This is a genomic window from Pseudomonas sp. 3B-A001-10F (assembly GCF_056313565.1).
The window spans coordinates 19,180-43,635 of the sequence record NZ_JBQYFW010000026.1 but is presented as its reverse complement, the minus strand read 5'-3'; the positions used below and the strand labels follow the sequence as shown (position 1 = coordinate 43,635).

The 24,456-nt window shown below is 60.0% G+C and carries 25 protein-coding genes; 14 read left to right on the top strand and 11 right to left on the bottom strand.

The window, feature by feature from the left end:
* Positions 1-129 precede the first annotated feature (129 nt).
* The 4 genes from coxB (at position 130) to AC0ZWN_RS21210 (ending at position 4,507) form a co-directional block, all read left to right on the top strand.
* The gene (gene coxB / locus AC0ZWN_RS21225; protein WP_095049531.1) at positions 130-1,257 is read left to right on the top strand and encodes a cytochrome c oxidase subunit II; all 1,128 of its coding nucleotides are present in this window, start codon (positions 130-132) and stop codon (positions 1,255-1,257) included.
* A gap of 82 nt (positions 1,258-1,339) precedes the next feature.
* Complete coding sequence (gene ctaD, locus AC0ZWN_RS21220) at positions 1,340-2,926, top strand: cytochrome c oxidase subunit I (RefSeq protein WP_007911725.1); 1,587 nt, start codon at positions 1,340-1,342, stop codon at positions 2,924-2,926.
* A gap of 116 nt (positions 2,927-3,042) precedes the next feature.
* The gene (locus AC0ZWN_RS21215) at positions 3,043-3,594 is read left to right on the top strand and encodes a cytochrome c oxidase assembly protein (RefSeq protein ID WP_456024753.1); all 552 of its coding nucleotides are present in this window, start codon (positions 3,043-3,045) and stop codon (positions 3,592-3,594) included.
* 25 nt (positions 3,595-3,619) lie between these two features.
* A complete protein-coding gene (locus AC0ZWN_RS21210) occupies positions 3,620-4,507 on the top strand; it encodes a cytochrome c oxidase subunit 3 (RefSeq protein WP_095049532.1) in 888 nt (295 codons plus the stop codon).
* A gap of 9 nt (positions 4,508-4,516) precedes the next feature.
* Here the strand turns inward: AC0ZWN_RS21210 and AC0ZWN_RS21205 are convergent, their stop codons facing one another.
* Entirely contained in the window at positions 4,517-4,720 is a 204-nt protein-coding gene (locus AC0ZWN_RS21205; protein WP_007911731.1) for a twin transmembrane helix small protein, read from the bottom strand.
* 71 nt (positions 4,721-4,791) lie between these two features.
* Here AC0ZWN_RS21205 and AC0ZWN_RS21200 point away from each other — a divergent pair, with 71 nt between their 5' ends.
* From AC0ZWN_RS21200 to AC0ZWN_RS21180, 5 genes are read left to right on the top strand one after another with little or no spacing between them, the layout of a single operon-like run.
* Positions 4,792-5,532 (top strand): SURF1 family protein, encoded by a 741-nt coding sequence (locus AC0ZWN_RS21200; protein WP_476336401.1) that lies wholly within the window; start codon positions 4,792-4,794, stop codon positions 5,530-5,532.
* On the top strand, positions 5,498-6,091 hold the full coding sequence (locus tag AC0ZWN_RS21195) for a hypothetical protein (RefSeq protein WP_476336399.1): 594 nt from the start codon (positions 5,498-5,500) through the stop codon (positions 6,089-6,091). Before AC0ZWN_RS21200 ends, AC0ZWN_RS21195 begins: the two co-directional genes overlap by 35 nt.
* A gap of 10 nt (positions 6,092-6,101) precedes the next feature.
* Positions 6,102-7,181, top strand: coding sequence for a COX15/CtaA family protein (locus AC0ZWN_RS21190; RefSeq protein ID WP_016986459.1), 1,080 nt, complete (start codon positions 6,102-6,104; stop codon positions 7,179-7,181).
* A complete protein-coding gene (gene cyoE, locus AC0ZWN_RS21185; RefSeq protein WP_077575206.1) occupies positions 7,169-8,068 on the top strand; it encodes a heme o synthase in 900 nt (299 codons plus the stop codon). Before AC0ZWN_RS21190 ends, cyoE begins: the two co-directional genes overlap by 13 nt.
* Positions 8,065-8,700 carry an SCO family protein gene (locus AC0ZWN_RS21180; RefSeq protein ID WP_476336398.1) on the top strand — a complete coding sequence of 212 codons (636 nt, stop codon included), beginning with the start codon at positions 8,065-8,067 and terminating at the stop codon, positions 8,698-8,700. Before cyoE ends, AC0ZWN_RS21180 begins: the two co-directional genes overlap by 4 nt.
* A 340-nt stretch (positions 8,701-9,040) precedes the next feature.
* Here the strand turns inward: AC0ZWN_RS21180 and AC0ZWN_RS21175 are convergent, their stop codons facing one another.
* The 3 genes from AC0ZWN_RS21175 to AC0ZWN_RS21165 form a co-directional block, all read right to left on the bottom strand.
* Positions 9,041-9,811, bottom strand: coding sequence for a MetQ/NlpA family ABC transporter substrate-binding protein (locus AC0ZWN_RS21175; protein WP_476336397.1), 771 nt, complete (start codon positions 9,809-9,811; stop codon positions 9,041-9,043).
* A 76-nt stretch (positions 9,812-9,887) separates the two neighbouring features.
* Complete coding sequence (locus AC0ZWN_RS21170) at positions 9,888-10,562, bottom strand: methionine ABC transporter permease (protein ID WP_476336395.1); 675 nt, start codon at positions 10,560-10,562, stop codon at positions 9,888-9,890.
* Entirely contained in the window at positions 10,562-11,569 is a 1,008-nt protein-coding gene (locus tag AC0ZWN_RS21165; protein ID WP_016986453.1) for a methionine ABC transporter ATP-binding protein, read from the bottom strand. The genes AC0ZWN_RS21170 and AC0ZWN_RS21165 overlap by 1 nt, the downstream gene beginning before the upstream one ends.
* A gap of 260 nt (positions 11,570-11,829) precedes the next feature.
* Here AC0ZWN_RS21165 and katE point away from each other — a divergent pair, with 260 nt between their 5' ends.
* Entirely contained in the window at positions 11,830-13,971 is a 2,142-nt protein-coding gene (katE, locus tag AC0ZWN_RS21160) for a catalase HPII (protein WP_476336431.1), read from the top strand.
* A gap of 122 nt (positions 13,972-14,093) precedes the next feature.
* Here katE and AC0ZWN_RS21155 read toward each other — a convergent pair whose 3' ends face one another.
* From AC0ZWN_RS21155 to AC0ZWN_RS21140, 4 genes are read right to left on the bottom strand one after another with little or no spacing between them, the layout of a single operon-like run.
* A complete protein-coding gene (locus AC0ZWN_RS21155) occupies positions 14,094-14,807 on the bottom strand; it encodes a PA5502 family lipoprotein (protein ID WP_476336394.1) in 714 nt (237 codons plus the stop codon).
* A 37-nt stretch (positions 14,808-14,844) separates the two neighbouring features.
* Positions 14,845-15,633, bottom strand: coding sequence for a zinc ABC transporter permease subunit ZnuB (znuB, locus tag AC0ZWN_RS21150; protein WP_093429502.1), 789 nt, complete (start codon positions 15,631-15,633; stop codon positions 14,845-14,847).
* A complete protein-coding gene (gene znuC, locus AC0ZWN_RS21145; protein ID WP_007911759.1) occupies positions 15,626-16,411 on the bottom strand; it encodes a zinc ABC transporter ATP-binding protein ZnuC in 786 nt (261 codons plus the stop codon). The genes znuB and znuC overlap by 8 nt, the downstream gene beginning before the upstream one ends.
* Positions 16,411-16,893, bottom strand: coding sequence for a Fur family transcriptional regulator (locus AC0ZWN_RS21140; RefSeq protein WP_007911760.1), 483 nt, complete (start codon positions 16,891-16,893; stop codon positions 16,411-16,413). Before AC0ZWN_RS21140 ends, znuC begins: the two co-directional genes overlap by 1 nt.
* A 66-nt stretch (positions 16,894-16,959) precedes the next feature.
* Between AC0ZWN_RS21140 and AC0ZWN_RS21135 the strand changes: the two genes are divergently transcribed.
* Positions 16,960-17,880, top strand: coding sequence for a zinc ABC transporter substrate-binding protein (locus AC0ZWN_RS21135; RefSeq protein WP_476336392.1), 921 nt, complete (start codon positions 16,960-16,962; stop codon positions 17,878-17,880).
* A gap of 90 nt (positions 17,881-17,970) precedes the next feature.
* Here AC0ZWN_RS21135 and AC0ZWN_RS21130 read toward each other — a convergent pair whose 3' ends face one another.
* Both AC0ZWN_RS21130 and AC0ZWN_RS21125 read right to left on the bottom strand, forming a co-directional pair.
* Entirely contained in the window at positions 17,971-18,924 is a 954-nt protein-coding gene (locus AC0ZWN_RS21130) for a homoserine kinase (protein ID WP_476336390.1), read from the bottom strand.
* 61 nt (positions 18,925-18,985) lie between these two features.
* Positions 18,986-19,282, bottom strand: coding sequence for a DUF2782 domain-containing protein (locus AC0ZWN_RS21125; RefSeq protein WP_008081231.1), 297 nt, complete (start codon positions 19,280-19,282; stop codon positions 18,986-18,988).
* Between the two features lie 74 nt (positions 19,283-19,356).
* Between AC0ZWN_RS21125 and polA the strand changes: the two genes are divergently transcribed.
* Positions 19,357-22,161 carry a DNA polymerase I gene (polA, locus tag AC0ZWN_RS21120; RefSeq protein WP_476336388.1) on the top strand — a complete coding sequence of 935 codons (2,805 nt, stop codon included), beginning with the start codon at positions 19,357-19,359 and terminating at the stop codon, positions 22,159-22,161.
* 412 nt (positions 22,162-22,573) lie between these two features.
* Here the strand turns inward: polA and yihA are convergent, their stop codons facing one another.
* Positions 22,574-23,218, bottom strand: coding sequence for a ribosome biogenesis GTP-binding protein YihA/YsxC (gene yihA, locus AC0ZWN_RS21115; RefSeq protein ID WP_099757622.1), 645 nt, complete (start codon positions 23,216-23,218; stop codon positions 22,574-22,576).
* A 191-nt stretch (positions 23,219-23,409) separates the two neighbouring features.
* Between yihA and AC0ZWN_RS21110 the strand changes: the two genes are divergently transcribed.
* A complete protein-coding gene (locus AC0ZWN_RS21110; protein ID WP_034152239.1) occupies positions 23,410-23,700 on the top strand; it encodes a c-type cytochrome in 291 nt (96 codons plus the stop codon).
* Positions 23,701-23,743: 43 nt separating this feature from the next.
* A complete protein-coding gene (locus AC0ZWN_RS21105; protein WP_476336386.1) occupies positions 23,744-24,355 on the top strand; it encodes a c-type cytochrome in 612 nt (203 codons plus the stop codon).
* The last annotated feature ends 101 nt before the right edge of the window (positions 24,356-24,456 follow it).

Genomic DNA, 24,456 nt, shown 5'->3' with positions numbered 1-24,456 from the left:
GAGTTAGCTGATGACGCCCGACTGCACCCGCAGCAAGGCCCGGCGATTCAAGTTCGTAGTCTGATGCAGCCGCTCCCTTGCCGCAGGCGAAAGCCGGCGGGATAACAAGAACGATAAGGGGAACCCGCAATGATGCGACATCCACACGTCTGGATGGGCCTCCTGTTGTGGTCGATTTTCAGTCCGGCACACGCTGCCTGGACTGTGAATATGGCGCCTGGAGCGACTGAAATCAGTCACGCAGTATTCGACCTGCACATGACCATTTTCTGGATCTGTGTGGTGATCGGGATCATCGTCTTCGGCGCCATGTTCTGGTCGATGATGGTGCACCGCCGTTCTACCGGGCAGGTCGCCGCAAAATTCCACGAAAGCACTACCGTCGAAATTCTCTGGACCGTCGTACCGTTCCTGATTCTGGTGGCGATGGCCGTACCGGCGACCGCCACCTTGATCAAGATGTACGACACCAGTGAGCCGGATATCGATATCCAGATCACCGGTTACCAGTGGAAGTGGCACTACAAATACCTGGGCCAGGACGTCGAGTTCTTCAGCAACCTGGCCACCCCCGCCGAGCAGATCCACAACAAGGAAACCAAGAGCGAGCATTACTTGCTCGAGGTCGACAAGCCGTTGGTGCTGCCGACCGGCGCCAAAGTGCGCTTCCTCGTGACTTCCGCCGACGTCATTCACTCCTGGTGGGTGCCGGCCTTCGCGGTGAAACGCGATGCGATCCCGGGATTCGTCAACGAGGCGTGGACGCGCATCGACAAGCCCGGCATTTACCGTGGCCAGTGCGCCGAACTGTGCGGCAAGGATCACGGCTTCATGCCGATCGTGGTCGAGGTCAAGGACAAGGCCGACTACGACAAGTGGCTCGCCGAGCGCAAAGCCGAGGCCGCGCAGCTTAAAGAGCTGACCAGCAAGGAATGGACCCTCGACGAACTCAAGGAGCGCGGCGACAAGGTCTACCACACCACCTGCGTTGCCTGTCACCAGGCTGAAGGCCAAGGCCTGCCACCGATGTTCCCGGCGCTCAAAGGCTCGAAAATCGCCACCGGCCCGATCAAGGATCACCTGAGTATTGTCTTCCACGGCAAGCCCGGTACCGCCATGGCGGCGTTCGGCAAGCAGCTGTCGGAAGTCGATATCGCAGCGGTCGTGACCTACGAACGTAACGCCTGGGGCAACAACAAGGGCGACATGGTCACGCCAAAAGAAGTGCTGGAGCTGAAACAGGCGGAAAGCAAATGAGCCGGTCTATCGCGTACTTCGTGAACCGGCCGGGGCAACGCGCCCCGGCCCGCCCCGTCCACTCACGTAAAGGAGACCGGCCATGAGCGCTGTCATTGATGACCATGGTCATGCCGACCACGCCCACGGCCCCGCCAAAGGCCTGATGCGCTGGGTGCTGACCACCAACCACAAGGACATCGGCACGCTGTACCTGTGGTTTGCGTTCTCCATGTTCCTGCTCGGCGGCACGTTCGCGATGGTGATTCGCGCCGAACTGTTCCAGCCCGGATTGCAGATCGTCGAACCGGCGTTCTTCAACCAGATGACCACCATGCACGGTCTGGTGATGGTCTTCGGTGCGGTGATGCCGGCCTTCGTCGGCCTCGCCAACTGGATGATCCCGTTGATGATCGGCGCGCCGGACATGGCCCTGCCAAGGATGAACAACTTCAGTTTCTGGCTGTTGCCGGCTGCGTTCCTGATCCTCGTGTCGACCCTGTTCACCCCCGGTGGCGGGCCGAACTTCGGCTGGACGTTCTATGCGCCGCTGTCGACGACCTACGCGCCGGAAAGCGTGACCTTCTTCATCTTCGCCATCCACTTGATGGGGATCAGTTCGATCATGGGCGCGATCAACGTGGTCGCGACCATCCTCAACCTGCGCGCCCCCGGCATGACCCTGATGAAAATGCCGCTGTTCGTCTGGACCTGGCTGATCACCGCGTTCCTGCTGATCGCGGTAATGCCGGTGCTGGCCGGGTGCGTGACGATGATGCTGATGGACATCCACTTCGGCACCAGTTTTTTCAGTGCTGCCGGTGGCGGTGACCCGGTGCTGTTCCAGCATGTGTTCTGGTTCTTCGGGCATCCCGAGGTGTACATCATGATCCTGCCGGCCTTCGGCGCGGTCAGCTCGATCATTCCGACCTTCTCGCGCAAGCCGCTGTTCGGCTATACCTCGATGGTCTACGCCACGGCGAGCATTGCGTTCCTGTCGTTCATTGTCTGGGCGCACCACATGTTCGTGGTCGGCATTCCGCTGGTGGGCGAGCTGTTCTTCATGTACGCGACGCTGTTGATCGCGGTGCCAACCGGGGTGAAGGTGTTCAACTGGGCCAGCACCATGTGGCAAGGCTCGCTGACCTTCGAGACGCCGATGCTGTTTGCCGTGGCGTTCGTGATCCTGTTCTCCATCGGCGGTTTCTCCGGACTGATGCTGGCCATCGCCCCGGCGGACTTCCAGTATCAGGACACCTACTTTGTGGTCGCGCACTTCCACTATGTGCTGGTGCCGGGGGCGATCTTCGGGATCTTCGCCTCGACCTACTACTGGCTGCCGAAATGGACCGGTCACATGTACGACGAAACCCTCGGCAAGCTGCATTTCTGGCTGTCGTTCGTCGGCATGAACCTGACCTTCTTCCCGATGCACTTCGTCGGCCTTGCGGGGATGCCGCGGCGGATTCCGGACTACAACCTGCAGTTCGCCGACTTCAACATGGTCTCGTCGATTGGCGCGTTCATGTTCGGTGCCACGCAGATCTTCTTCCTGTTCATCGTGATCAAGACCATTCGCGGCGGTCCGCCAGCACCGGCCAAGCCTTGGGATGGTGCGGAAGGTCTGGAGTGGAGCGTGCCGTCACCGGCGCCTTATCACACCTTCACCACACCGCCGGAAGTGAAATGAAACGCCTGACTTTTGTAGGAGTGAGCCTGCTCACGATGGCGGTGTGTCAGGCACACCGCGGTGCACCCATCGCGAGCAGGCTCACTCCTACAGGGTTTGGTGGGGAGGCATGAACCATGGCTGATTCGATCTCGATGAAAAAACTCGTCACCCGCCTGCTCGGCGTGGTGGTGGCGATGTTTGTCTTCGGTTTTGCCTTGGTGCCGATCTACGACGTGATGTGCAAAGCCTTCGGCATCAACGGCAAGACCGCCGGGCAGTACGAGGGTGAGCAGGTGGTCGACACTTCGCGCCAGGTGCGTGTGCAGTTTCTGTCGACCAACAACGTCGACATGCCGTGGGACTTTTACCCCAAGCATGACGAACTCACCGCCAACCCCGGCGCGGTCAACGAGATGATCTTCATCGCGCGCAACCCCACCGACAAACCGATGAGTGCGCAAGCCGTGCCGAGCATCGCACCGAGCAGCGCCGCGGCATATTTCCACAAGACCGAATGCTTTTGCTTTACCCAGCAGGTGCTGCAGCCCGGTCAACAGATCGAGATGCCGGTGCGCTTCATTGTTGACCGCGACATGCCCAAGGATGTGAAGCACCTGACGCTGTCCTACACGCTGTTCGATATCACCGCCCGACATCCGCCGGTGGCTGTAAACACTGGCGGTTGAGCGTGCCCGATAAGGAGAACAATAAATGGCAACTCATGAGCATTATTACGTTCCGCCGCAAAGCAAATGGCCGATCATTGCCACCTTCGGCATGGCCATCACCGTTTATGGTCTGGCCGTCTGGTTCAACGATCTGAAGGCGACGCGCCCGGAATCCCACGGCCCGTACATCTTTTTCGTCGGCAGCCTGTTGCTGGCGTACATGCTGTTCGGCTGGTTCGGGGCGGTGATCAAGGAAAGCCGCGCGGGGCTTTACAGCGCGCAGCTGGATCGCTCGTTTCGCTGGGGCATGAGTTGGTTCATCTTCTCCGAGGTGATGTTCTTCGCTGCCTTCTTCGGCGCGCTGTTTTATGTGCGGCACGTTTCCGGACCAGCACTCGGCGGTGAAGGCACCAAAGGCATCGCGCACATGCTGTGGCCGAACTTCCAGTTCACCTGGCCGCTGCTGCACACGCCGGATCCGAAACTGTTCCCGCCGCCCAAGGACGTCATCAGCCCGTGGGGCCTGCCGCTGATCAACACAATCCTGCTGGTCAGCTCCAGTGTGACCATCACCATCGCTCACCATGCCTTGAAGAAGGGCCATCGCGGCGCGCTGAAAATCTGGCTGGCGATCACCGTGCTGCTCGGCTGCGCGTTTCTCGGTTTCCAGGCTGAGGAATACATTCACGCCTATCACGAACTGGGCCTGACCCTCGGTTCCGGTATTTATGGCGCGACGTTCTTCATGCTCACCGGTTTCCACGGCGCCCACGTGACCATCGGCACGATCATTCTGTTTGTGATGCTGATGCGCATCATGAAGGGCCACTTCGACAACGAGCACCAGTTCGGTTTCGAAGCGGCGAGCTGGTATTGGCACTTCGTCGACGTGGTGTGGATCGGGCTCTTTATCTTCGTTTACGTGCTCTGAGGACCAGAGCTACCAAGGCGCATGCGAGACCAGTTGGCCGCTGTAAAAGCCCCAGGCGATCAAGCCGACGGTGGCAGCGGCCAATGCCACCCGAACACTCAAGGCGATGACCAGGCGATTCGAGCTGCTGTCGTCCTTGACCAGGAAAAACAGGCCGCTGAACAGGCTGATCACCGTGGCAATCAGCATCAGGACGATGGCTGTTTTGAGCATGGGAAGAACTCCGGGGGACAGGCGATGCAGTTGAGTATAGCGATCGCAACGACTGACTTTGTGGCGCAGCCATGAAGCGCTTTCGCCCGGGCGTGATACCGACCGTGGTGGTGGCGTTGTTGCTGCCGTTGCTGGTTTCGCTAGGCTTCTGGCAATTGAGCCGGGGTGCCGAGAAAACCGCTCTGCTCACCAGCTACGCCGAACGCCGCGCGGCCGAACCGATGGCCAGCAGCGAACTGCTCAATAGCGCTGATCCGGCTTATCGCCGCGTGCATCTGCACGGTCAGTTCGATGCTGCGCACAGTTTGCTGCTGGATAACCGCCAGCGTAACGGCAAGGTCGGCGTCGAGTTGTTGCAACCCTTTCAGGATCAACGCACCGGATTGTGGCTGCTGATCAATCGCGGCTGGCTGCCGTGGCCGGATCGCCGCGTGCCCCCACAATTCACTACGCCCAGTGAAGCGTTGAATGTCGATGCCTGGGTCTACGTCGCCCCCGGCGCCACTTTTCAACTTCATGCCGATCCGGTCAGCAACACCTGGCCGCAAACCATCACTGCCGTCGAACCCGCCAAGCTGTGGAAAACCCTTGAGCGCGACGGCTTTACCTACGAATTACGCGCCGAACCCGGCCCGGCCAGCTACGAGGCCGATTGGCCGGTGGTCGCCATGGGCCCGGAAAAACACCTCGGTTACGCCGTGCAGTGGTTCGCCATGGCCACCGCCCTGCTCGGCCTCTACGTCTATTTTGGCTTGCACAACGCAAAGGAGAAACACCATGGGAACGGCCATGAATCCACCCAGCATGTCTGAGGCGAAACCTGCCGCCACCCGTCGTCGCGGGCGCATTCAGTTATTGCTGATTGTGCTTGGCGTGATCGGGCCGATGGTGCTCGCCACCGGCATGTACAAATTGCAGTTCTGGGTGCCAGAAGGTCGCAGCTATCACGGCGAACTGATCGGCAACGGCCAGACCCGCGCCGACCTCGGCGTGCAAGCGGAGGAAGAGCGCTGGCAGATACTGGTCACCGCACCGAAAGACTGCGCGGTGGACTGCCAGCAACTGGTGTATCTGGCGCGACAGATCCAGATCGGCCTCGGTCGCGATGCCGGCCGCGCAAGCCACGCCCTTGCTGCTGCGCAACCGGTGAGCGCTGATTACGACGCCAAGCTGAGCCGCGAATATCCGCAACTGCAACGCTACCCGCTGGACGCCGGTCTGTTCAGCAAGACAACCGGCGACAAAGCCACGCCGCAACTGTGGATCATCGACCCTCACGGCAATCTCGTACTGCGTTACGAGCCGAATGTAAAAGGCAAGGATCTGCTCAACGACCTGCGGCACCTGCTGAAACTGTCGAACATCGGATAAGGGCATCGTCATGGCCAAACCTGGATTTCGCCTCGCGCTGTTTGCCACCCTGCTGGCACTTATTGTGGTGCTGCTCGGCGCCTACACGCGCCTGACCCACGCCGGCCTCGGCTGTCCGGACTGGCCGGGCTGCTACGGGTTTATCAGCGTGCCGAAAAGCGAAGCCCAACTGGCCCATGCCGAACTGCATTACCCCGACTCGCCAGTGGAGGCGCACAAGGGCTGGAACGAGATGATCCACCGCTACTTCGCCGGCACCCTCGGCCTGCTCATTTCGATTCTGGCCGGACGCGCGTGGGTTAACCGTCGTCATCCGGGTCTGCCGTTGAAGCTGCCGTTGTTTCTGCTCGCGGTGGTGTTCGCGCAAGCGGCGTTCGGCATGTGGACGGTGACGCTCAAACTCTGGCCGCAAGTGGTCACCGGGCATTTGCTCGGCGGTTTTGCGACGTTGAGTTTGCTGTTTTTGCTGACCTTGCGACTGTCCGGCGTGCTGCCGGCACTGACCGTGCCCAAGCGTTTGCAGTATTGGGCGACAGCGGGATTGTTGTTGGTGATTGGCCAGATCGCGCTGGGTGGCTGGGTCAGTTCCAACTACGCGGCGGTGGCCTGCATCGATTTCCCGACCTGCCACGGGCAATGGCTGCCACCGGCAGATTTCGCCAATGGCTTTCACCTGACTCAACACATCGGCCCGAATTATCTCGGCGGACAACTCGACAGCGATGCACGTACGGCGATTCACCTGACTCATCGTATCGGCGCGCTGCTGGTGACGCTGGTGCTGCTCGGCCTCGCCTGGCAATTGAAAGTGGTTGGCATGACGCGGTTGGCCGGTCTTGTGTTGATCGCCCTCGCGGCGCAGATCACCCTCGGCATCAGCAACGTGCTGTTCCATCTGCCCCTGCCGGTGGCAGTCGCGCATAACGCTGGCGGCGCGGCGTTGCTGCTGACCATGGTGCTGGTCAATTACCACGCGCGCACCAGCCTGGTCCGGGTCAAACAACCGGTGCTCGCGCGCTGGCGCCTGAGCCCGCGCAAACACGCGGCCGCGCCTATCACCATAAAAGGAGAAACACCGTGGCGATTCTGATTGGCGAGCGCCCGCATCAGGCGATCTGGCGTGATTATCTGGAGCTGACCAAACCGAAAGTCGTGGTGCTGATGCTGATCACCTCGCTGGTTGGCATGTTCCTCGCGACCCGCGCCGGGGTGCCGTGGACGGTGCTGGTGTTCGGCAATCTGGGGATTGCCCTGTGTGCCGGTGGCGCGGCGGCGGTCAACCATGTGGTCGATCGGCGCATCGATGCGGTGATGGCGCGCACACACAAACGGCCATTGGCGGAAGGCCGGGTGTCGCCTGCGGCGGCGCTGACCTTTGCACTGGTGCTGGCGCTGCTCGGGCAGGCCTTGTTGCTGACCTTCACCAACCCGCTGACGGCTTGGCTGACCCTGGCTTCGCTGCTCGGTTACGCAGTGATCTACACCGGTTTCCTCAAACGCGCGACGCCGCAGAACATCGTCATCGGTGGCCTCGCCGGTGCTGCCCCGCCATTACTGGGCTGGACCGCAGCCACCGGCCACGTCAGCGCCGAACCGTTGTTGCTGGTGCTGATCATCTTCGCCTGGACCCCACCGCACTTCTGGGCGCTGGCGATTCATCGCAAGGAGGAATACGCCAAGGCCGACATCCCGATGCTGCCGGTCACCCACGGCGAGCACTACACCAAGGTGCACATTCTGCTCTACACCTTCGCGCTGCTGGCGGTGAGTCTGCTGCCTTACGTGATTCACATGAGCGGCATGCTCTACCTGATTTGCGCCCTCGCCCTCGGCGCAAGGTTTCTGCAATGGGCCGTGGTGCTGTACCGTGGCACTCGGCCGCACGCGGCGATCAACACCTTCAAGTACTCTATTTGGTACTTGTTTCTGCTGTTCATTGCCCTGCTCGTAGACCACTACTTACTGTTGAACCTATGACTCGAACCCAGAAAACCGTCTTCATCCTCGTCGCCGTGATCGCGCTGATCCTGGGACTTACCGTCAACAAAGTGCTGAGCGGCAAGGGCCAGGGCGACCCGACTGCGTTGATCGACGCCGGCATTATTCTGCTGCCGCAGAGCCGCAATCTGCCGGACGTGACGATGACCGATCAGGACGGCAAACCGGTGGCGATCAATGAGCTCAAGGGTAAGTGGAGTCTGCTGTTCTTCGGCTACACCTTCTGCCCGGACATCTGCCCGACCACACTGGCGCAACTGCGACAGATCAAGAGTGAACTGCCCAAGGACGCTGTGGACAAGTTGCAGATCGTGCTGGTCAGCGTTGACCCGAACCGCGATAACCCGAAGCAGTTGAAGCAGTATCTGGGCTACTTTGATCCGCAGTTCATTGGCCTGACGCCGAATTCGATCGAAGAGCTGCAGAAGGTGGCGAATGCGGTGAGTATTCCGTTTATTCCGGCGGATACGAGTAAGCCGAATTACACGGTGGACCATAGCGGCAATCTGGCGGTGATCGGGCCGGATGGCATGCAGCGTGGGTTTATTCGAGCGCCGTTGAACAATGCCAAATTGGTTGTGCAACTCCCGGTCATGCTTAACCGTAAGTGACAGTTTAAAAGCCAAGAGCCCCTCACCCTAACCCTCCCGAAACGTCGGACCGCCCAGAGGGAGAGGGGACTGAATGGGGGATGGTGAAGAAATACGCCGACCTGTAAGCGCTGTGCTGAATCCACAATCGCCAAGAACGTTCAGGTCGATGTGCTGTGTCGAATCCATGATCGACTGGATCTTTCAGGTCGATGTATGACGCCAGACACCTCGGTCGGCCCCCTCTCCCTCCGGGAGAGGGCTGGGGTGAGGGGCTGCTCCACAACAGCTCTAAAGCCAAACACCAGACACAAAAAAGGGGACGCACATGGCGTCCCCTTTTTCATTGCAGCCATCCAAATCAGAACGCTGGCAATACCGCGCCTTTGTACTTCTCGGTAATGAATTGCTTCACTTCCGGGCTGTGCAGCGCAGCAGCAAGTTTCTTCATCGCATCGCTGTCCTTGTTGTCCGCGCGGGACACAAGGATGTTCACGTACGGCGAGTCATTACCTTCAATCACCAGCGCATCCTTGGACGGATCGAGCTTGGCTTCCAGCGCGTAGTTGGTGTTGATCAGCGCCAGATCGACCTGGGTCAGCACGCGCGGGATGGTCGCGGCTTCCAGTTCACGGATCTTCAGGTCTTTCGGGTTGGTCGCGATGTCTTTGACGGTCGACAGGATGTTGGTCGGATCCTTCAGCGTGATCACGCCAGCCTTGGCCAGCAGCAACAGGGCACGGCCGCCGTTGGTGGCGTCGTTCGGGATCACCACGTTGGCACCGCTTGGCAGATCCTTCAGATCCTTGAGCTTGCTCGAGTAAGCGCCCAGCGGTTCCAGGTGCACACCGGTCACGGCGACCAGGCTGGTGCCTTTGGCCTTGTTGAACTCATCGAGGTACGGCTGGTGCTGGAAGAAGTTGGCGTCCAGACGCTTTTCCGCGACCTGTACGTTCGGCTGAATGTAGTCGGTGAAGACCTTGACCTTCAGATCCACGCCTTCTTTGGCCAGCGCCGGTTTCACGAACTCGAGGATTTCCGCGTGCGGCACTGGAGTGGCGGCAACGGTCAGGGTTTCGGCGTGGGCCGAGAATGCTGCAACGGCAGCAAAAGCAGCGATCAGTTTTTTCATTCAGCTAACTCCTTATGAGGCGCCCGTCTGGCGCCTGCCAGCGAATGGCCGGCTCATCTGTTCAATACAAAACCGCTTATTTGCGCGAGAAATGCACGACCAAACGGTCGCCCACCATCTGCAGCACTTGCACCAGAATCAACAGCAACACCACGGTGACGATCATCACGTCGGTCTGGAAACGCTGGTAGCCGAAGCGGATGGCCAGGTCACCCAGACCACCGGCGCCAACCACACCGGCCATTGCCGTGTAGGACACCAGTGTAATCGCCGTCACCGTAATCGCCGCGAAGATGCCCGGACGGGCCTCCAGCAGCAGGGCGTTCATGATGATCTGCCGCGTGGTCGCGCCCATCGACTGGGTCGCTTCGATGATGCCGCGATCGACTTCACGCAGCGCGGTTTCCACCAGACGCGCGAAGAACGGTGTGGCACCGACTACCAACGGCGGAATCGCACCGGCCACGCCCAGCGACGTGCCGGTGATCAGCACGGTGAACGGGATCATCACGATCAACAGAATAATGAACGGCAGCGAACGCAGGATGTTCACCGCCAGCGACATGAACGCGTAGAGGCCACGGTTTTCCAGCAACTGACGCGGGCTGCAGAGGAACAGCAACACGCCCAGCGGCAAGCCGAGCAACACGGTGAACAGCAGCGAACCACCGAGCATCAGCATGGTGTCACCGGTGGCCAGCCAGATTTCGTACCAGTCGATATTGGTGAAGAAACTGATCAGGTCTTCCATTAGCGCAATACCTCCATGTGAACGTCAGCGGCGGTGAAGCGGGCGAACGCCGCTTCCATGTCGCCACCGGTGACGGCGAGGGTCAATTGCCCGTAAGGAATGTCTTTGATGCGGTCGATACGACCGGCGAGGATGCTGTAGTCGACGCCGGTTTCCCGGGCGACGGTGCCGAGCAACGGCGCGTAGGTCGCTTCGCCCTGGAAGGTCAGACGCACGATACGGCCCGGCACGTGAGCGAAGTCATCACGTTGCTCGCTTTCGTCGATCTGCTCGCTTTCCTGAACGAAGCGCTTGGTGGTCGGGTGTTTTGGATGCAGGAACACATCGGCCACCGAACCTTGCTCGACGATCACGCCGGCGTCCATCACTGCCACCTGGTCGCAGACGCGACGGATCACATCCATCTCGTGGGTGATCAGGACGATGGTCAGTTTCAGCTCGCGGTTGATCTCGGCCAGCAGTTGCAGAACCGATGCGGTGGTCTGCGGGTCGAGGGCGCTGGTGGCCTCGTCGCACAGCAGAATTTTCGGCTTGGTTGCCAGTGCGCGAGCGATGCCGACGCGCTGCTTCTGGCCACCGGACAATTGCGCAGGATACTTCTTGGCATGGTCGGACAGCCCGACTCGCGCCAGCAACTCGGCGACGCGCTTGTCGATCTCGCTGCCCGACAGTTCGCCGGCCAGGGTCAGCGGCAACGCAACGTTGTCGGCCACGGTCTTGGAGGCGAGCAGGTTGAAGTGCTGGAAGATCATCCCGACTTGCTGACGGAAACGGCGCAGGCCGTTGGCGTCCAGCGCGGTGACTTCTTCGCCGTCGACGATGATCTTGCCGCCGCTGGAGTTCTCCAGGCGATTGATCAAACGCAGCAGGGTACTTTTGCCCGCGCCGGAATGACCGATCAGGCCGAACACTTGCCCGTTCTCGATAGAGAGACTGGTCGGGTGCAGCGCGGGAATATCCTTACCGGCGACGCGGTAAGTCTTATGGACGTTTTGAAACTCGATCACGTAGCGAACCTTGTGGGGCGCGTTAGAAAAGGATCAGCGGTTAGCCGGGCGCGCATTTTAGCCTGTCCGTATAGAGGTTCTTAGCATTTATTTCGCAATTAACCTTCGATTTGGCAATAACAAGATCAAAGGTCATAAAAAAGGAACGCCCCAAGTGCCTCATCAGTCACTAAGTAAGCGACTTGAAAACCCTGGGTGCCGTGCCCGGGAACCACTCAAGAGTCCCCGGCCAGCATCGGGGTCAACCGAGGAGTTTACGACTGATGAGCAAGAAGCCTACGACCGACAAAAGCCAGATGGCCGGAACCGATACCCCGGATCGTGCCAACACCAACGCCAAACTCGACAGCCTGGAGAAATTCCGCTCCGACGCCACTGGCCAGGCGCTGCGTACCAACCAAGGTGTGAAGATTGCCGACAACCAGAACACCCTCAAGGCCGGCCCGCGTGGGCCGTCGCTGCTTGAAGACTTCATCATGCGGGAAAAGATCACGCATTTTGACCATGAGCGGATCCCGGAACGCATCGTCCACGCACGCGGCACCGGGGCGCATGGTTTCTTTCAGGCCTACGAGAACCATTCGACGCTGACCAAGGCCGGGTTCCTACAGGATCCGGGGAAAAAGACACCGGTGTTCGTGCGCTTTTCCACGGTGCAGGGGCCGCGTGGCTCCGGCGACACCGTGCGTGACGTACGCGGTTTCGCGGTGAAGTTCTTCACCGATGAAGGCAACTTCGACCTGGTCGGCAACAACATGCCGGTGTTCTTTATTCAGGACGCGATCAAGTTTCCCGACTTCGTCCACGCGGTGAAACCCGAGCCGCACAATGAAATCCCCACTGGCGGTTCGGCGCACGATACCTTCTGGGATTTCGTTTCGCTGGTCCCGGAATCGGCGCACATGGTCATCTGGGCGATGTCTGACCGGGCGATCCCGAAAAGCCTGCGCAGCATGCAGGGCTTCGGCGTGCACACCTTCCGTCTGATCAACGCGGAGGGCAAATCGCGCTTCGTCAAATTCCACTGGCGCCCTACCGCCGGCACTTGTTCGCTGGTGTGGGACGAGGCGCAGAAGCTTGCCGGTAAAGACACCGACTACCACCGTCGCGACCTCTGGGAAGCGATCGAGATGGGCGATTACCCGGAATGGGAACTCGGCGTACAGATCATCGAGGAGGAAAACGAGCACGACTTCGATTTCGACATCCTCGACCCGACCAAGCTGATCCCCGAAGAAATCGTGCCGATCACGCCGCTCGGCAAAATGACCCTGAACCGCAACCCCGACAACTTCTTTGCCGAGACCGAGCAGGTCGCGTTCTGCCCTGGCCACATCGTGCCCGGCATCGACTTCTCCAATGACCCGCTGCTGCAAGGTCGGCTGTTTTCCTACACCGACACGCAAATCAGCCGACTCGGTGGGCCGAATTTTCACGAGTTGCCGATCAACCGGCCGGTGGCACCTTTCCACAATGGCCAGCGCGATGCGCAGCACCGCACGGTGATCGACAAGGGCCGCGCCTCGTATGAGCCGAACTCGATTGATGGTGGCTGGCCGAAAGAAACCCCGCCGGCCGCACAGGACGGTGGCTTTGAGAGCTATCCGGAACGCATCGACGCGAACAAGATCCGCCAGCGCAGCGAGTCGTTCAGCGATCACTTCTCTCAGGCAACGTTGTTCTTCAACAGCATGAGCGACCACGAGAAGGAGCACATCATCGCGGCCTATAGCTTCGAGCTGGGCAAGGTTGAACGCGAGTTCATCCGCGCGCGGGAGGTGAACGAGATTCTCGCCAACATCGATCTGGAACTGGCCAAGCGTGTGGCGGCTAATCTGGGCTTGCCGGCGCCTACCAAAGGCACAGTGGATGCGCGCAAGGTGTCTTTCGATCACTCGCCGTCATTGAGTCAGGCTAATTTGCTGCCAGAAAACATCAAAACCCGAAAAGTGGCGATTATTGCTGCCAACGGCGTCGATGGTGCGGCGATTGATGCAATGAAGAAGGCGTTGGCCGCTGAGGGTGCGCACGCCAAGTTGCTCGGCCCGACTTCTGCGCCGGTGAAAACCGCAGACGGCAAAACCCTGGCGGTGGATGCGTCGATGGAAGGCATGCCGTCGGTGATTTTTGACGCGGTGTTCGTGCCGGGTGGCGCGGCGTCGGTGAAGGCGTTGAGCGGCGACGGCGTGGCGTTGCATTACCTGCTGGAGGCGTACAAGCATCTGAAGGCGATTGCGTTGCACGGCGAGGCCAAGCAGTTGCAGGATCTGCTGAAACTGGAGGCGGATGACGGATTGCTGCAGGGCAAGGATGTGCCAGCGTTGACCAAGCCGTTCTTTGCGGCGATCGGGCAGCATCGGGTTTGGGCGCGGGAGCCTAAGGCGAAAGCCATTCCGGCTTAAGATCTTCGGGAATAGAAAGACCGCTTTCGCGAGCAGGCTCGCTCCCACAAGGGTTCTCCTATAAACACGAATTTTGTGTTCACTGGAGATCCCTGTGGGAGCGAGCCTGCTCGCGAAGCTTCTTAGGGTTTACGCGGGCTCAGAACCATCTGCGCCGGCACTGTGCGCACGGTCTGTTTCACGATCTTCAGATCAAAATCCGGGTTCAACTTCTTCACCCGCTTGGTCAGCAGAGTCGCCAGCCACGGATAGTCATCGGTGCGCGGTGCCTGAATGGTCACCCCACAGTCATAATTCACCACATCAGCGGCGATCGCATCGAGTTGACGACGAAGTTTGCGGCTATCGGTGATGTTCAGCGCAACCGTAGTGCTCTCAGCGGTCGGATCAATCACTTTGGCTTTCGGCTTGGCCTCGGCGGCCAGCAATGCAGCCTCAGCCTTTTCCAGCTCAGCCTTGCGCGCTTCAGTAATGGCACCGTTGACGCCACCGGTCAGCGCCGGCGCTTTCGGCATCAACGCGCGGGCACGGCTTAACGCCGTAGCGGCAGCATTCACATCGCCCTTCTGCAGCACGATCTGGCTGCGACGCAGATACGCTTCGGCCAATTGCCGCTGGTATTGCTCAAGGGATTGATCGTTGGGGGTTTCTTTCTGCAAAGCGGCCAACTGATCTTCGGCAGTGGCCAGCTCGCTGCTGGCCAGGCTTTGCTCCAGCTGTGCGATGGCCGTAGCTCGCGCATCGGGGACTTCGGCCACCGGCGGCGTGCTTTGGCAGGCGCCCAGTAGCACTGAAAATGCGACAAGGAGCAGATAACGGGAGGCGAACGGCTTCATTCCTGCGACTCTCTATTTGCGCAAAAAGCGGCCAAGTCTACACCCCACGACGGGGCAGAACAAAACTCAACAGAAACAGTGCGGCCGCCGTCACAACGATAGACGGCCCCGCCGGGGTGTCTTTGAACCACGACAGCGCCAGCCCGCCACACACGGCGAGCATGCCCAGCAGGCTTGCGCCCAGTGCCATCTGCTCCGGCGAGCGGGCGTGACGCTGTGCCGCAGCCGCCGGGATGATCAACAGTGAAGTAATCAGCAACACTCCGACGATTTTCATCGCCACCGCGATCACCACCGCGATCAACAGCATCAGCGCCATGCGCAGGCCCGCCACCGGCAGACCTTCAACCTTGGCCAGCTCTTCGTGCACGGTGATCGCCAGCAATGGCCGCCACAGTGTCACCAGCAATGCCAGTACAGCCGCGCTGCCACCGAGGATCCACGCCAGATCGGTCGGGCTGATCGCCAGCAGGTCGCCAAACAGATAGGCCATCAGGTCGATCCGCACTTCATGCATGAAGCTTAGTACCACCAAGCCGAGAGAGAGCGTGCTCGGTGCGAGAATTCCCAACAACGTGTCGGACGCCAGCGGTTGACGCTGTTGCAATGTGACCAGCAGCACCGCCAGCAACAGACAGCCTACGGTCACCGCAACGGTCGGGCTGACATCCAGCAGAAAGCCCAGCGCCACACCCAGCAACGCGGCGTGGGACAAGGTGTCGCCGAAATAGGCCATGCGCCGCCAGACCACAAACGAACCCAGCGGACCTGCAACGATCGCCAGCGCCAGACCTGCAAGCAGGGCATACAACAGAAAATCAGCCATGCTTGCAGTTGTCTCCGTGAACGTGAGGTTGGCCAATAACCGGCCCTTTGACCACCGAACCATGCAGGTCGTGAGCGTGGTCGTGATGGTGGTGATAAACCGCCAGGCTCTGCGCGTTCTTGCCGAACAGCTCGACGAACGCAGGATCGCCGCTGACCTGCTCGGGATGCCCGGAACAGCAGACATGACGGTTGAGGCAGACCACCTGGTCGGTGGTGCTCATCACCAGATGCAAATCGTGGGACACCATCAACACGCCGCAGCCATGGCGATCGCGCAGACGGGTGATCAGGCTGTACAACTCCGCTTGGCCGGCGACGTCGACACCCTGCACCGGTTCATCGAGCACCAGCAATTCCGGCTCGCGCAACAACGCGCGAGCGAGCAGCACGCGCTGCATTTCGCCGCCGGAAACGCTTTGCACCGGGCTATCGATGACGTGTTCGGCGCCGACTTCTTTCAGCGCAGCCAGCGCACGCGGGCGGTCAACGCCCGGAACCAGGCGCAGAAAGCGCAGCACCGACAACGGCAAGGTCGGATCGACGTGGAGTTTTTGCGGCATGTAACCGACGCGTAGCTTCGGCTTGCGCCAGACACTGCCGCTGTCAGGTTTCAGCAAGCCGAGCACGGCGCGCACCAGCGTGGTCTTGCCGGCGCCGTTGGGGCCGATCAGAGTGACGATCTGCCCCGGCTCGACGCTCAGCTCAATGTTGTCCAGCACAGCCTGCCCGGCAAACGTGACGGCGACCTGCTCCAGACGGATCAGCGCATTGCTCATCAAGCCCCCTGGCAACCGGAACACAGGCCGACGACTTCGACGGTCTGCGCTTCGACGATGAAACCAACGTCTTTGGCGCTGTTGATGATCGCGTCGCTGATCACTTTTTGCTCAAGCTCGATAGCAGCGTGGCAATCGCGGCAGATCAGGAATTGGCCCTGATGCGCGTGTTCCGGGTGTACGCAGCCAACGAAGGCGTTGAGCGAGGAGATGCGGTGTACCAGGCCGTTTTCCAGAAGGAAATCCAGCGCGCGGTACACGGTCGGCGGCGCGGCGCGGCGGCCGTCCTGCTCGCTCAACACGGCAAGAATGTCGTAGGCGCCCAGCGGTTTGTGGCTCTGCCACACCAATTCCAGCACCCGGCGGCGCAACGCGGTCAGGCGCAAGCCTTTCTGGGCGCACAAGGTATCGGCCTCGGACAAAGCACTGTGCACGCAATGAGAGTGGTCGTGGGGACGGCTGGCAATCGGTGTAATAGGCATGGGCGGCGACGAGTTTTGATAGAGACGTTATTATGTTACCCGTTCTCGCCTCCTTGAGTGGTCATCGTGTCCCGACTTTTTTCTGTTTTTGTGGCTTTTGTCGCCAGTTTTCTGCTGATCGGTTCGGCTCAGGCCGAGGTCAAAGTCCTCACCAGCATCAAACCGTTGCAGTTGATTGCAGCAGCCGTGCAGGACGGCGTGGCGATTCCCGAAGTGCTGCTGCCGCCGGGTGCTTCGCCACACAATTACGCCCTGCGGCCATCCGACGTACGGAAGGTGCAATCGGTGGATCTGCTCTACTGGATCGGCCCGGACATGGAAGGCTTTCTGCCGCGCGTGTTGAACGGTCGGACGCTGCCGAGCGTCGCGGTGCAGGATCTGCCAGGAATGAAACTGCGGCGTTTCGCTGAGGACAGCCACTCCCACGCCGAAGAGGCTGACGAGCATGATCACGATCACCGTCCTGGCACGCTCGATGCGCATTTGTGGTTGTCGCCGGTCAATGCGCGGGTGATTGCCGACAAGATGGCCGCTGACCTCAGCGCCGTTGATCCGGCGAATGCTGAGCGTTATCAGAGCAATGCCAAGGCGTTTGATGAGCGTCTGGACGCATTGGATCAGCGTTTGAAGAAGCGTCTGGCCAGCGTTGAAGGCAAGCCGTACTTCGTCTTTCACGAGGCGTTTGATTACTTTGAAGAGGCTTACGGCCTGAAGCATGCCGGCGTGTTCAGCGTGGCCGCCGAAGTGCAGCCGGGCGCGCAACATGTCGCGGCGATGCGCAAGCGCTTGCAGGAAGTCGGCAAGACGTGTGTGTTCAGTGAGCCGCCGTTGCGGCCGCGTTTGGCCGAAACCTTGGTTGCAGGTTTGCCGGTGAAACTGGCGGAGCTGGACGCGTTGGGCGGGTACACCCCGGCTACGGCTCAGGGCTATGAGCAAGTGCTGGAGAAGTTGGGTAACGATATGGCGGGCTGCCTGGAATCGCTTTAAGGCTGATTCGGCTTCGCCTCAATCGCGAGCAGGCTCACTCCTACAAGAGATCACCTAACCCCTGTAGGAGTGAGCCTGCTCGCGATGCTTTTAAAGGGCGAAAGGTAACGGTGTGTGAACCTGCTGCCGCTGCGCCAAGCGCTGCTCAAACTCCTTGGGATCGTGAATCAACACATCCTGCCCGGCAAACTGCTCCGCCGCGATCAACCGCGACAGCCAGAACCGCACGCAGGCCACGCGCAGCATGGTCGGCCACAACTCGGCCTCCGCCGCCGTAAACGGTCGCAGCGCCGCATAGGAACCAAGGAATGCGCGGGCTCGCGGCCCATCGATCAGACCGTCCTCGTCCGAACACCAGTCGTTCAACGCAATCGCCACGTCATACAGCATCGGCCCCGAGCAGGCGTTGTAGAAGTCGATCAGCCCGGTCAGGTGCGTGCCTTCGAACATAGCGTTGTCGCGAAACAGGTCGGCGTGAATGTTGGCCCGAGGCAGCGCGAGGATCTTCTCTTTGCGCTCGGTGATTTCATCCAGCGCCTTTTGCAGCAAGGCACGCGGCTCATCGCTCAGGTGCGAGAGCAACTCGTTGCCCTCCTCCAGCATCCAGTCGAGGCCACGATCAGTCTTGCGCTTGATCATGCGCTCGCCCTGGGTCGCCAGATGCAGATGCGCCTGCAACTCGCCGACCTGCGCGCAATGCTGAGCATTGGCGACTTTGATGTGCTTGCCGGACAGCCGCGGTTGCAGCAGCGCCGGTTTGCCCTTCAGCTCACGCAATGCCACGCCGTCAGTGGTGCGCAGCGCGTACGGCACCGGCAGATCGGCTTCGTGGAGCACATCGAGCAGGTCGATGAAAAACGGCATCTCCTGCACCGGGCCGCGCTCGACCAGAGTCAGGACGAATTCGCCCTGCTCCAGGCTGATAAAGAAATTGGTGTTTTCGCTGCCGGCGGCGATCCCCTGGAAATCAAGCAGACGGCCAAGCCCGTAAGGGGCGAGAAAGGTTTCCAGCTCGGGCCGAGCCAGGGGAGTGAACACAGACATGGTCAAAAACTGCTCAGTTCAGGCGTCGCGGTCAGGCGACGCCGATTAAAAGTCGGGAAACTTACTTCCAGGTAAAGATTTCCCACGACGGAATCAGCATATCCGGCTGGTCGGAGCGAATGTAGTTCGCGTCCGTACCATCGGCGCGCACCAGGAAATACGGTTTGCCACCCTTCGGAGTGACCTTGATCGCATAGACGAAACCACTGCGACTGTATTCCTGGATAACCTTGTCGCCTTCCGTGTGCGTGTTGATAGTAACTTCCGGCTCCGACGCGGGCGCATCATCCGCCGCCATCGCGGCCAACGGTGAGGCAGCAATCAGACCGACCAGCAGCAAGCGATTTAACGTACGCATGATAACCTTGTCCCTTTGTCGTCAACGGTCCCGCTATTCTAGCGCCGGACCCGCCGAAAAGGTTGATCCTGCTCATGAGCCAAGCCCCCCTCGTCCTGGTGGACGGTTCGTCTTACCTGTACCGCGCGTTTCACGCGCTGCCACCACTGACCACCTCCAAAGGCCTGCCGACCGGTGCGGTCAAAGGCGTGCTGAACATGCTCAAGAGTCTGCGCAAGCAGTACCCGGACAGCCCGTTCGCCGTGGTGTTCGACGCCAAGGGCGGGACATTTCGCGATGAAATGTACGCCGAATACAAAGCCAATCGCCCGAGCATGCCCGACGACATGCGCGTGCAGATCGAGCCGCTGCACCAGAGCGTGATCGCCCTCGGTTTCCCGCTGCTGTGCGTGGAAGGCGTCGAGGCTGACGATGTGATCGGCACCCTGGCGCGCAGCAGCGCGGCGGCGGATCGCCCGGTGATCATCTCCACCGGCGACAAGGACATGGCGCAACTGGTCGATGGCCACATTACTTTGGTCAACACCATGTCCGGTAGCTCGATGGACGTGGAGGGCGTTAAGGAGAAATTCGGCGTCGCTCCGGAGCAGATCATCGATTATCTGGCGCTGATGGGCGATTCGTCCGACAACATTCCGGGCGTTCCCGGCATCGGCCCGAAGACTGCGTCCGGCCTGTTGGTCGGCGTCAACGGCGGCCTCACCGAACTGTACGCCAATCTCGACATCGTCCCGACCCTGCCGATTCGCGGCGCGAAAACCCTGCCGGCCAAGCTCGAAGAGCACAAGGAGATGGCGTTCCTCTCCTATCAACTGGCGACCATCAAGGTCGACGTGCCGCTGGACGTCGAACTCGATGATCTGCAGATGGGCGCCGAAGACCCGGCCAAGCTCTACGAACTGTACTCGCTGCTGGAATTCAAAAGCTGGATCAACGATCTCGATCGCGACGCCAAACGTCTGGAACTGAGCGCAGCCAGCGAACCTTCGCTGGCCGGCGATCTGTTCAGCGCACCAGCGGAAGAAGCGCCTGCCGCTCCCGCCGAAGCTGCGTACGAAACCATTCTCGATCAGGCACGGTTTGACGTCTGGCTGGAAAAACTCAACAACGCCAAGCTGTTCGCCTTCGACACCGAAACCACCGGCATCGACGCGCAGCAGGCGCAACTGGTCGGCCTGTCGTTCGCCGTGCAGGCCAACGAAGCCGCGTACATTCCGCTGACCCACTCCTACATCGGCGTGCCGGAACAGCTGGATCGCGACACCGTGCTGCGCGCACTCAAGCCGATTCTCGAAGACCCGAGCAAGCTCAAGGTCGGCCAGCACGCCAAGTTCGATATGAATATTCTGGCCAACTGCGCCATCGGCGGCGATCAGAGCCAAGGCATCAACGTGCGCGGCATCGCCTTCGACACAATGCTTGAGTCCTACGTGCTCAACTCCACCGCCACCCGCCACGACATGGACAGCCTCGCGCAGAAGTACCTGGATCACACCACCGTGAGTTTCCAGGACATCGCCGGCAAAGGTGCCAAGCAGCTGACCTTTGACCAGATTGCGCTGGAACAGGCCGGGCCGTACGCCGCTGAAGACGCTGATATCACCCTGCGCCTGCACCAGACGCTGTTCGAAAAACTCAGCGCGATCCCGAGTCTGGCCAGCGTTTTGACCGATATCGAGATTCCGCTGGTGCCCGTTCTCGCCCGCATCGAGCGCCAAGGCGCGTTCGTTGACGCTGAGTTGCTCGGCATTCAGAGCATCGAACTGGGCAACAAAATGGTCGCGCTGGAGCGCGAAGCGTTCGAGATCGCCGGGGAAGAATTCAATCTTGGCTCGCCGAAGCAACTGGGCGTGATTCTTTACGAGAAACTCGGCCTGCCGGTACTGAAGAAGACCGCCAAGGGTCAGCCGTCCACTGCTGAAGAAGTGTTGGCGAAACTCGCTGAAGACGATCACCGCTTGCCGAAGGTGCTGATGGAGCACCGCTCGATGAGCAAGCTGAAAAGCACCTACACCGATCGCCTGCCGGAGCAGATCAATCCGCGCACCGGGCGTGTCCACACCTCGTATCATCAGGCTGTGGCGTCGACCGGTCGCTTGTCCTCCAGCGATCCAAACCTGCAGAACATCCCGGTGCGCACCGCTGAAGGTCGACGCATTCGTCAGGCGTTCGTCGCGCCAAAGGGCTACAAACTGCTGGCGGCGGACTATTCGCAGATCGAACTGCGGATCATGGCGCACCTGTCCAAGGACGAAGGCCTGATGAATGCCTTCCGCAACAATCTGGACGTGCACACCGCCACCGCTGCCGAAGTGTTCAAGGTCGAACTCAACGAAGTGACCTCCGCCCAGCGCCGTGGCGCCAAGGCGATCAACTTTGGCCTGATCTACGGCATGGGCGCGCAGAAGCTCGGCAAGGACATCGGCGTCGATACCAAGACCGCCAAGGCTTACATCGATACCTACTTCGCCCGTTATCCGGGGGTTCGCGAATACATGGATCGCACCCGCGCGCAGGCAGCGGATCAGGGTTATGTCGAGACGTTTTTCGGTCGTCGTCTGTACCTGCCGGAGATCAACTCTAACAAGCCGCAGGAACGCGCCGCTGCCGAGCGCACAGCGATCAACGCGCCGATGCAGGGCACGGCTGCCGACATCATCAAGAAAGCCATGGTGGCGGTGGATAACTGGCTGGCGACATCCGGGCTGGACGCCAAAGTCATCCTGCAGGTGCACGATGAACTGGTGCTGGAGGTTCGTGAGGATCTGGTCGAACAAGTCAGTGCCGAGATTCGCGTGCACATGAGCGAGGCGGCGAAACTGGATGTGCCGCTGCTGGTCGAAGTGGGTGTGGGCAACAATTGGGATGAGGCTCACTAAGGCTTTTGAACACGGTTTGCCGCGACCTTTTGTCGCGGCAACGCCAGTAAAACCTGCTTATTTCGAAAAGCGCTTGGGATTATTCCAAAGCTTTTTGAAAAAAATCTGAACTAATCTGGAAGGACACCACTCAGAGTTACTGAATGGCTGGTGAAGCCCTTCGATGCTCCTATGTTGTGTTAAGTGTTGGCAGATATCTGAACCCCGCCCTAGCGGTTCGGAACTTAAACCCCGGAATTTCTCCCTCCCCAATGAAATCCGGGGCTTTTTTTGCCCAAAAATCGGCTGTAGCGCGGCCATGCTGCGTTAAAGGCGCTACTCAAAATGCTCATTTAGATCCCCTAAACTCCGCTTTTGAGCATCACCTTTGCCTTGCCTGACCACACTACAACCAATTTTTCCCAATCCCGACTTACTCGGCTGCCGCCTCGGCGCTTTTGTCTGCCAGTTCCATCCAGCCGGCCAGTACAGTGTAGGCCTCTTCCAGGCCCATGCGTTTTGGCGCGGAGAACAGCTGGATGGTGACCAGGTCGCCCCAACCCTTGCGGATTTCCGACTGCACTTTGAGCAGGGTGTTCTTGGCTGCGCCGTAGGTCAGTTTGTCGGCCTTGGTCAGCAGGATGTGCATCGGCATGCCGGCCGCAACGGCCCAGTCGAGCATCAGCAGGTCGAAGTCGGTCATTGGATGACGGATGTCCATCATCAGAATCAAACCCTTCAAACTCTCGCGGCCACCGAGGTAAGCCTCAAGGTGACGCTGCCAGTGCATCTTCAGCGGGATCGGTACTTTTGCGTAACCGTAGCCCGGCAGGTCGACCAGACGGCGATCTTCGTCTAGCTTGAAGAAGTTCAACAGCTGTGTGCGACCCGGGGTTTTCGAGGTACGCGCCAGGCTGGCGTGAGTCAAAGTGTTCAGCGCGCTGGATTTGCCGGCGTTGGAACGACCGGCGAACGCTACTTCGAAGCCTTCGTCGTCAGGGCATTGATCGACTTTGGCGGCACTGAGCATGAACGTGGACTGTTGGCACAGGCCGAGGATGGGATTCTTGAGTTGCATGGGATTTCCGATGTGGGCGGCGCCGGGATTGGGCGCGGAACGCGGTGTCGCTTCCGTTTCAGTGACGCCAGTATATAATGCCGCAGATTTTGTGTGTGCTTTGTCCCAGCGTAGGATGAAGTTCACGAGAGCGACAGACCTTGATTGCGCATTAGAACGCAGAACGCTCTCAACCCTGAAAAGGTCGTTTTATGACGAAATGGCTGCTGGCTGCCGGAGTCTTGATGCCGCTTTACAGCGCACAGGCTACACAGGATCCGGAAGCTGTGTACAACCGTGTTTGTGGTGCCTGTCATTCCGGCCAACTACCCATGGCGCCCGAAAGAGGCGATCAGGAAGCTTGGACGCCGAGGTTGGCGAAAGGTATGGAGACGCTGGTGCAACACGTGACCCAGGGTTTCAAGGCGATGCCGCCGCGTGGTTTGTGCATGGACTGCAGTGCCGAGGATTACCAAGCCATCATCCTGTGGATGAGCGAGTAAACCCGGTCCATAACTTAACCCTTAGCCGTAGTTGGATTAGCTGATGAACAAATTGATCGTGAGTCTGCTGTTGACCGTGGGAATCTCAGGCTTCGCCCATGCTGCCGGTGATGCCGCAGCAGGCCAGGCAAAAGCCGCCGTATGCGGAGCCTGTCATGGCCCGGACGGGAACAGCATGGCGCCAAACTTTCCGAAACTGGCCGGTCAAGGTGAACGCTACCTGACCAAGCAACTGCACGACATCAAGTCGGGCAAACGCACCGTTCTGGAAATGACCGGCTTGCTGACCAACCTGAGCGATCAGGACCTGGCCGACATCGCCGCCTACTTCGCCAGCCAGAAAGGCAGCGTCGGCGCCGCCGATCCGAAGATCGTCGCTCGCGGTGAAGCGCTGTTCCGTGGCGGCAACCTGGCCAAGGGCCTGCCAGCCTGCACTGGCTGCCATTCGCCGAATGGCGCTGGCAACGCCGCCGCCGGGTTCCCGCAACTGGGTGGCCAACACGCTCAATACATCGCCAAGCAGCTGACCGATTTCCGCAAGGAAGAAGGTGGCCGCACCAACGACGGCGACACCATGACCATGCAGACCATCGCCAAGCGCCTGAGCGACGAAGATATTGCTGCGGTCTCCAGCTACATTCAAGGTCTGCACTAAGAGCATTTGGCAGCGATAGATCTCGTGCAACGTTAACGCTCGATTAATCCGTCGCAGCAAGTATAAAAAGGGTGGCTTTGGCCGCCCTTTTTTGTGGCCGC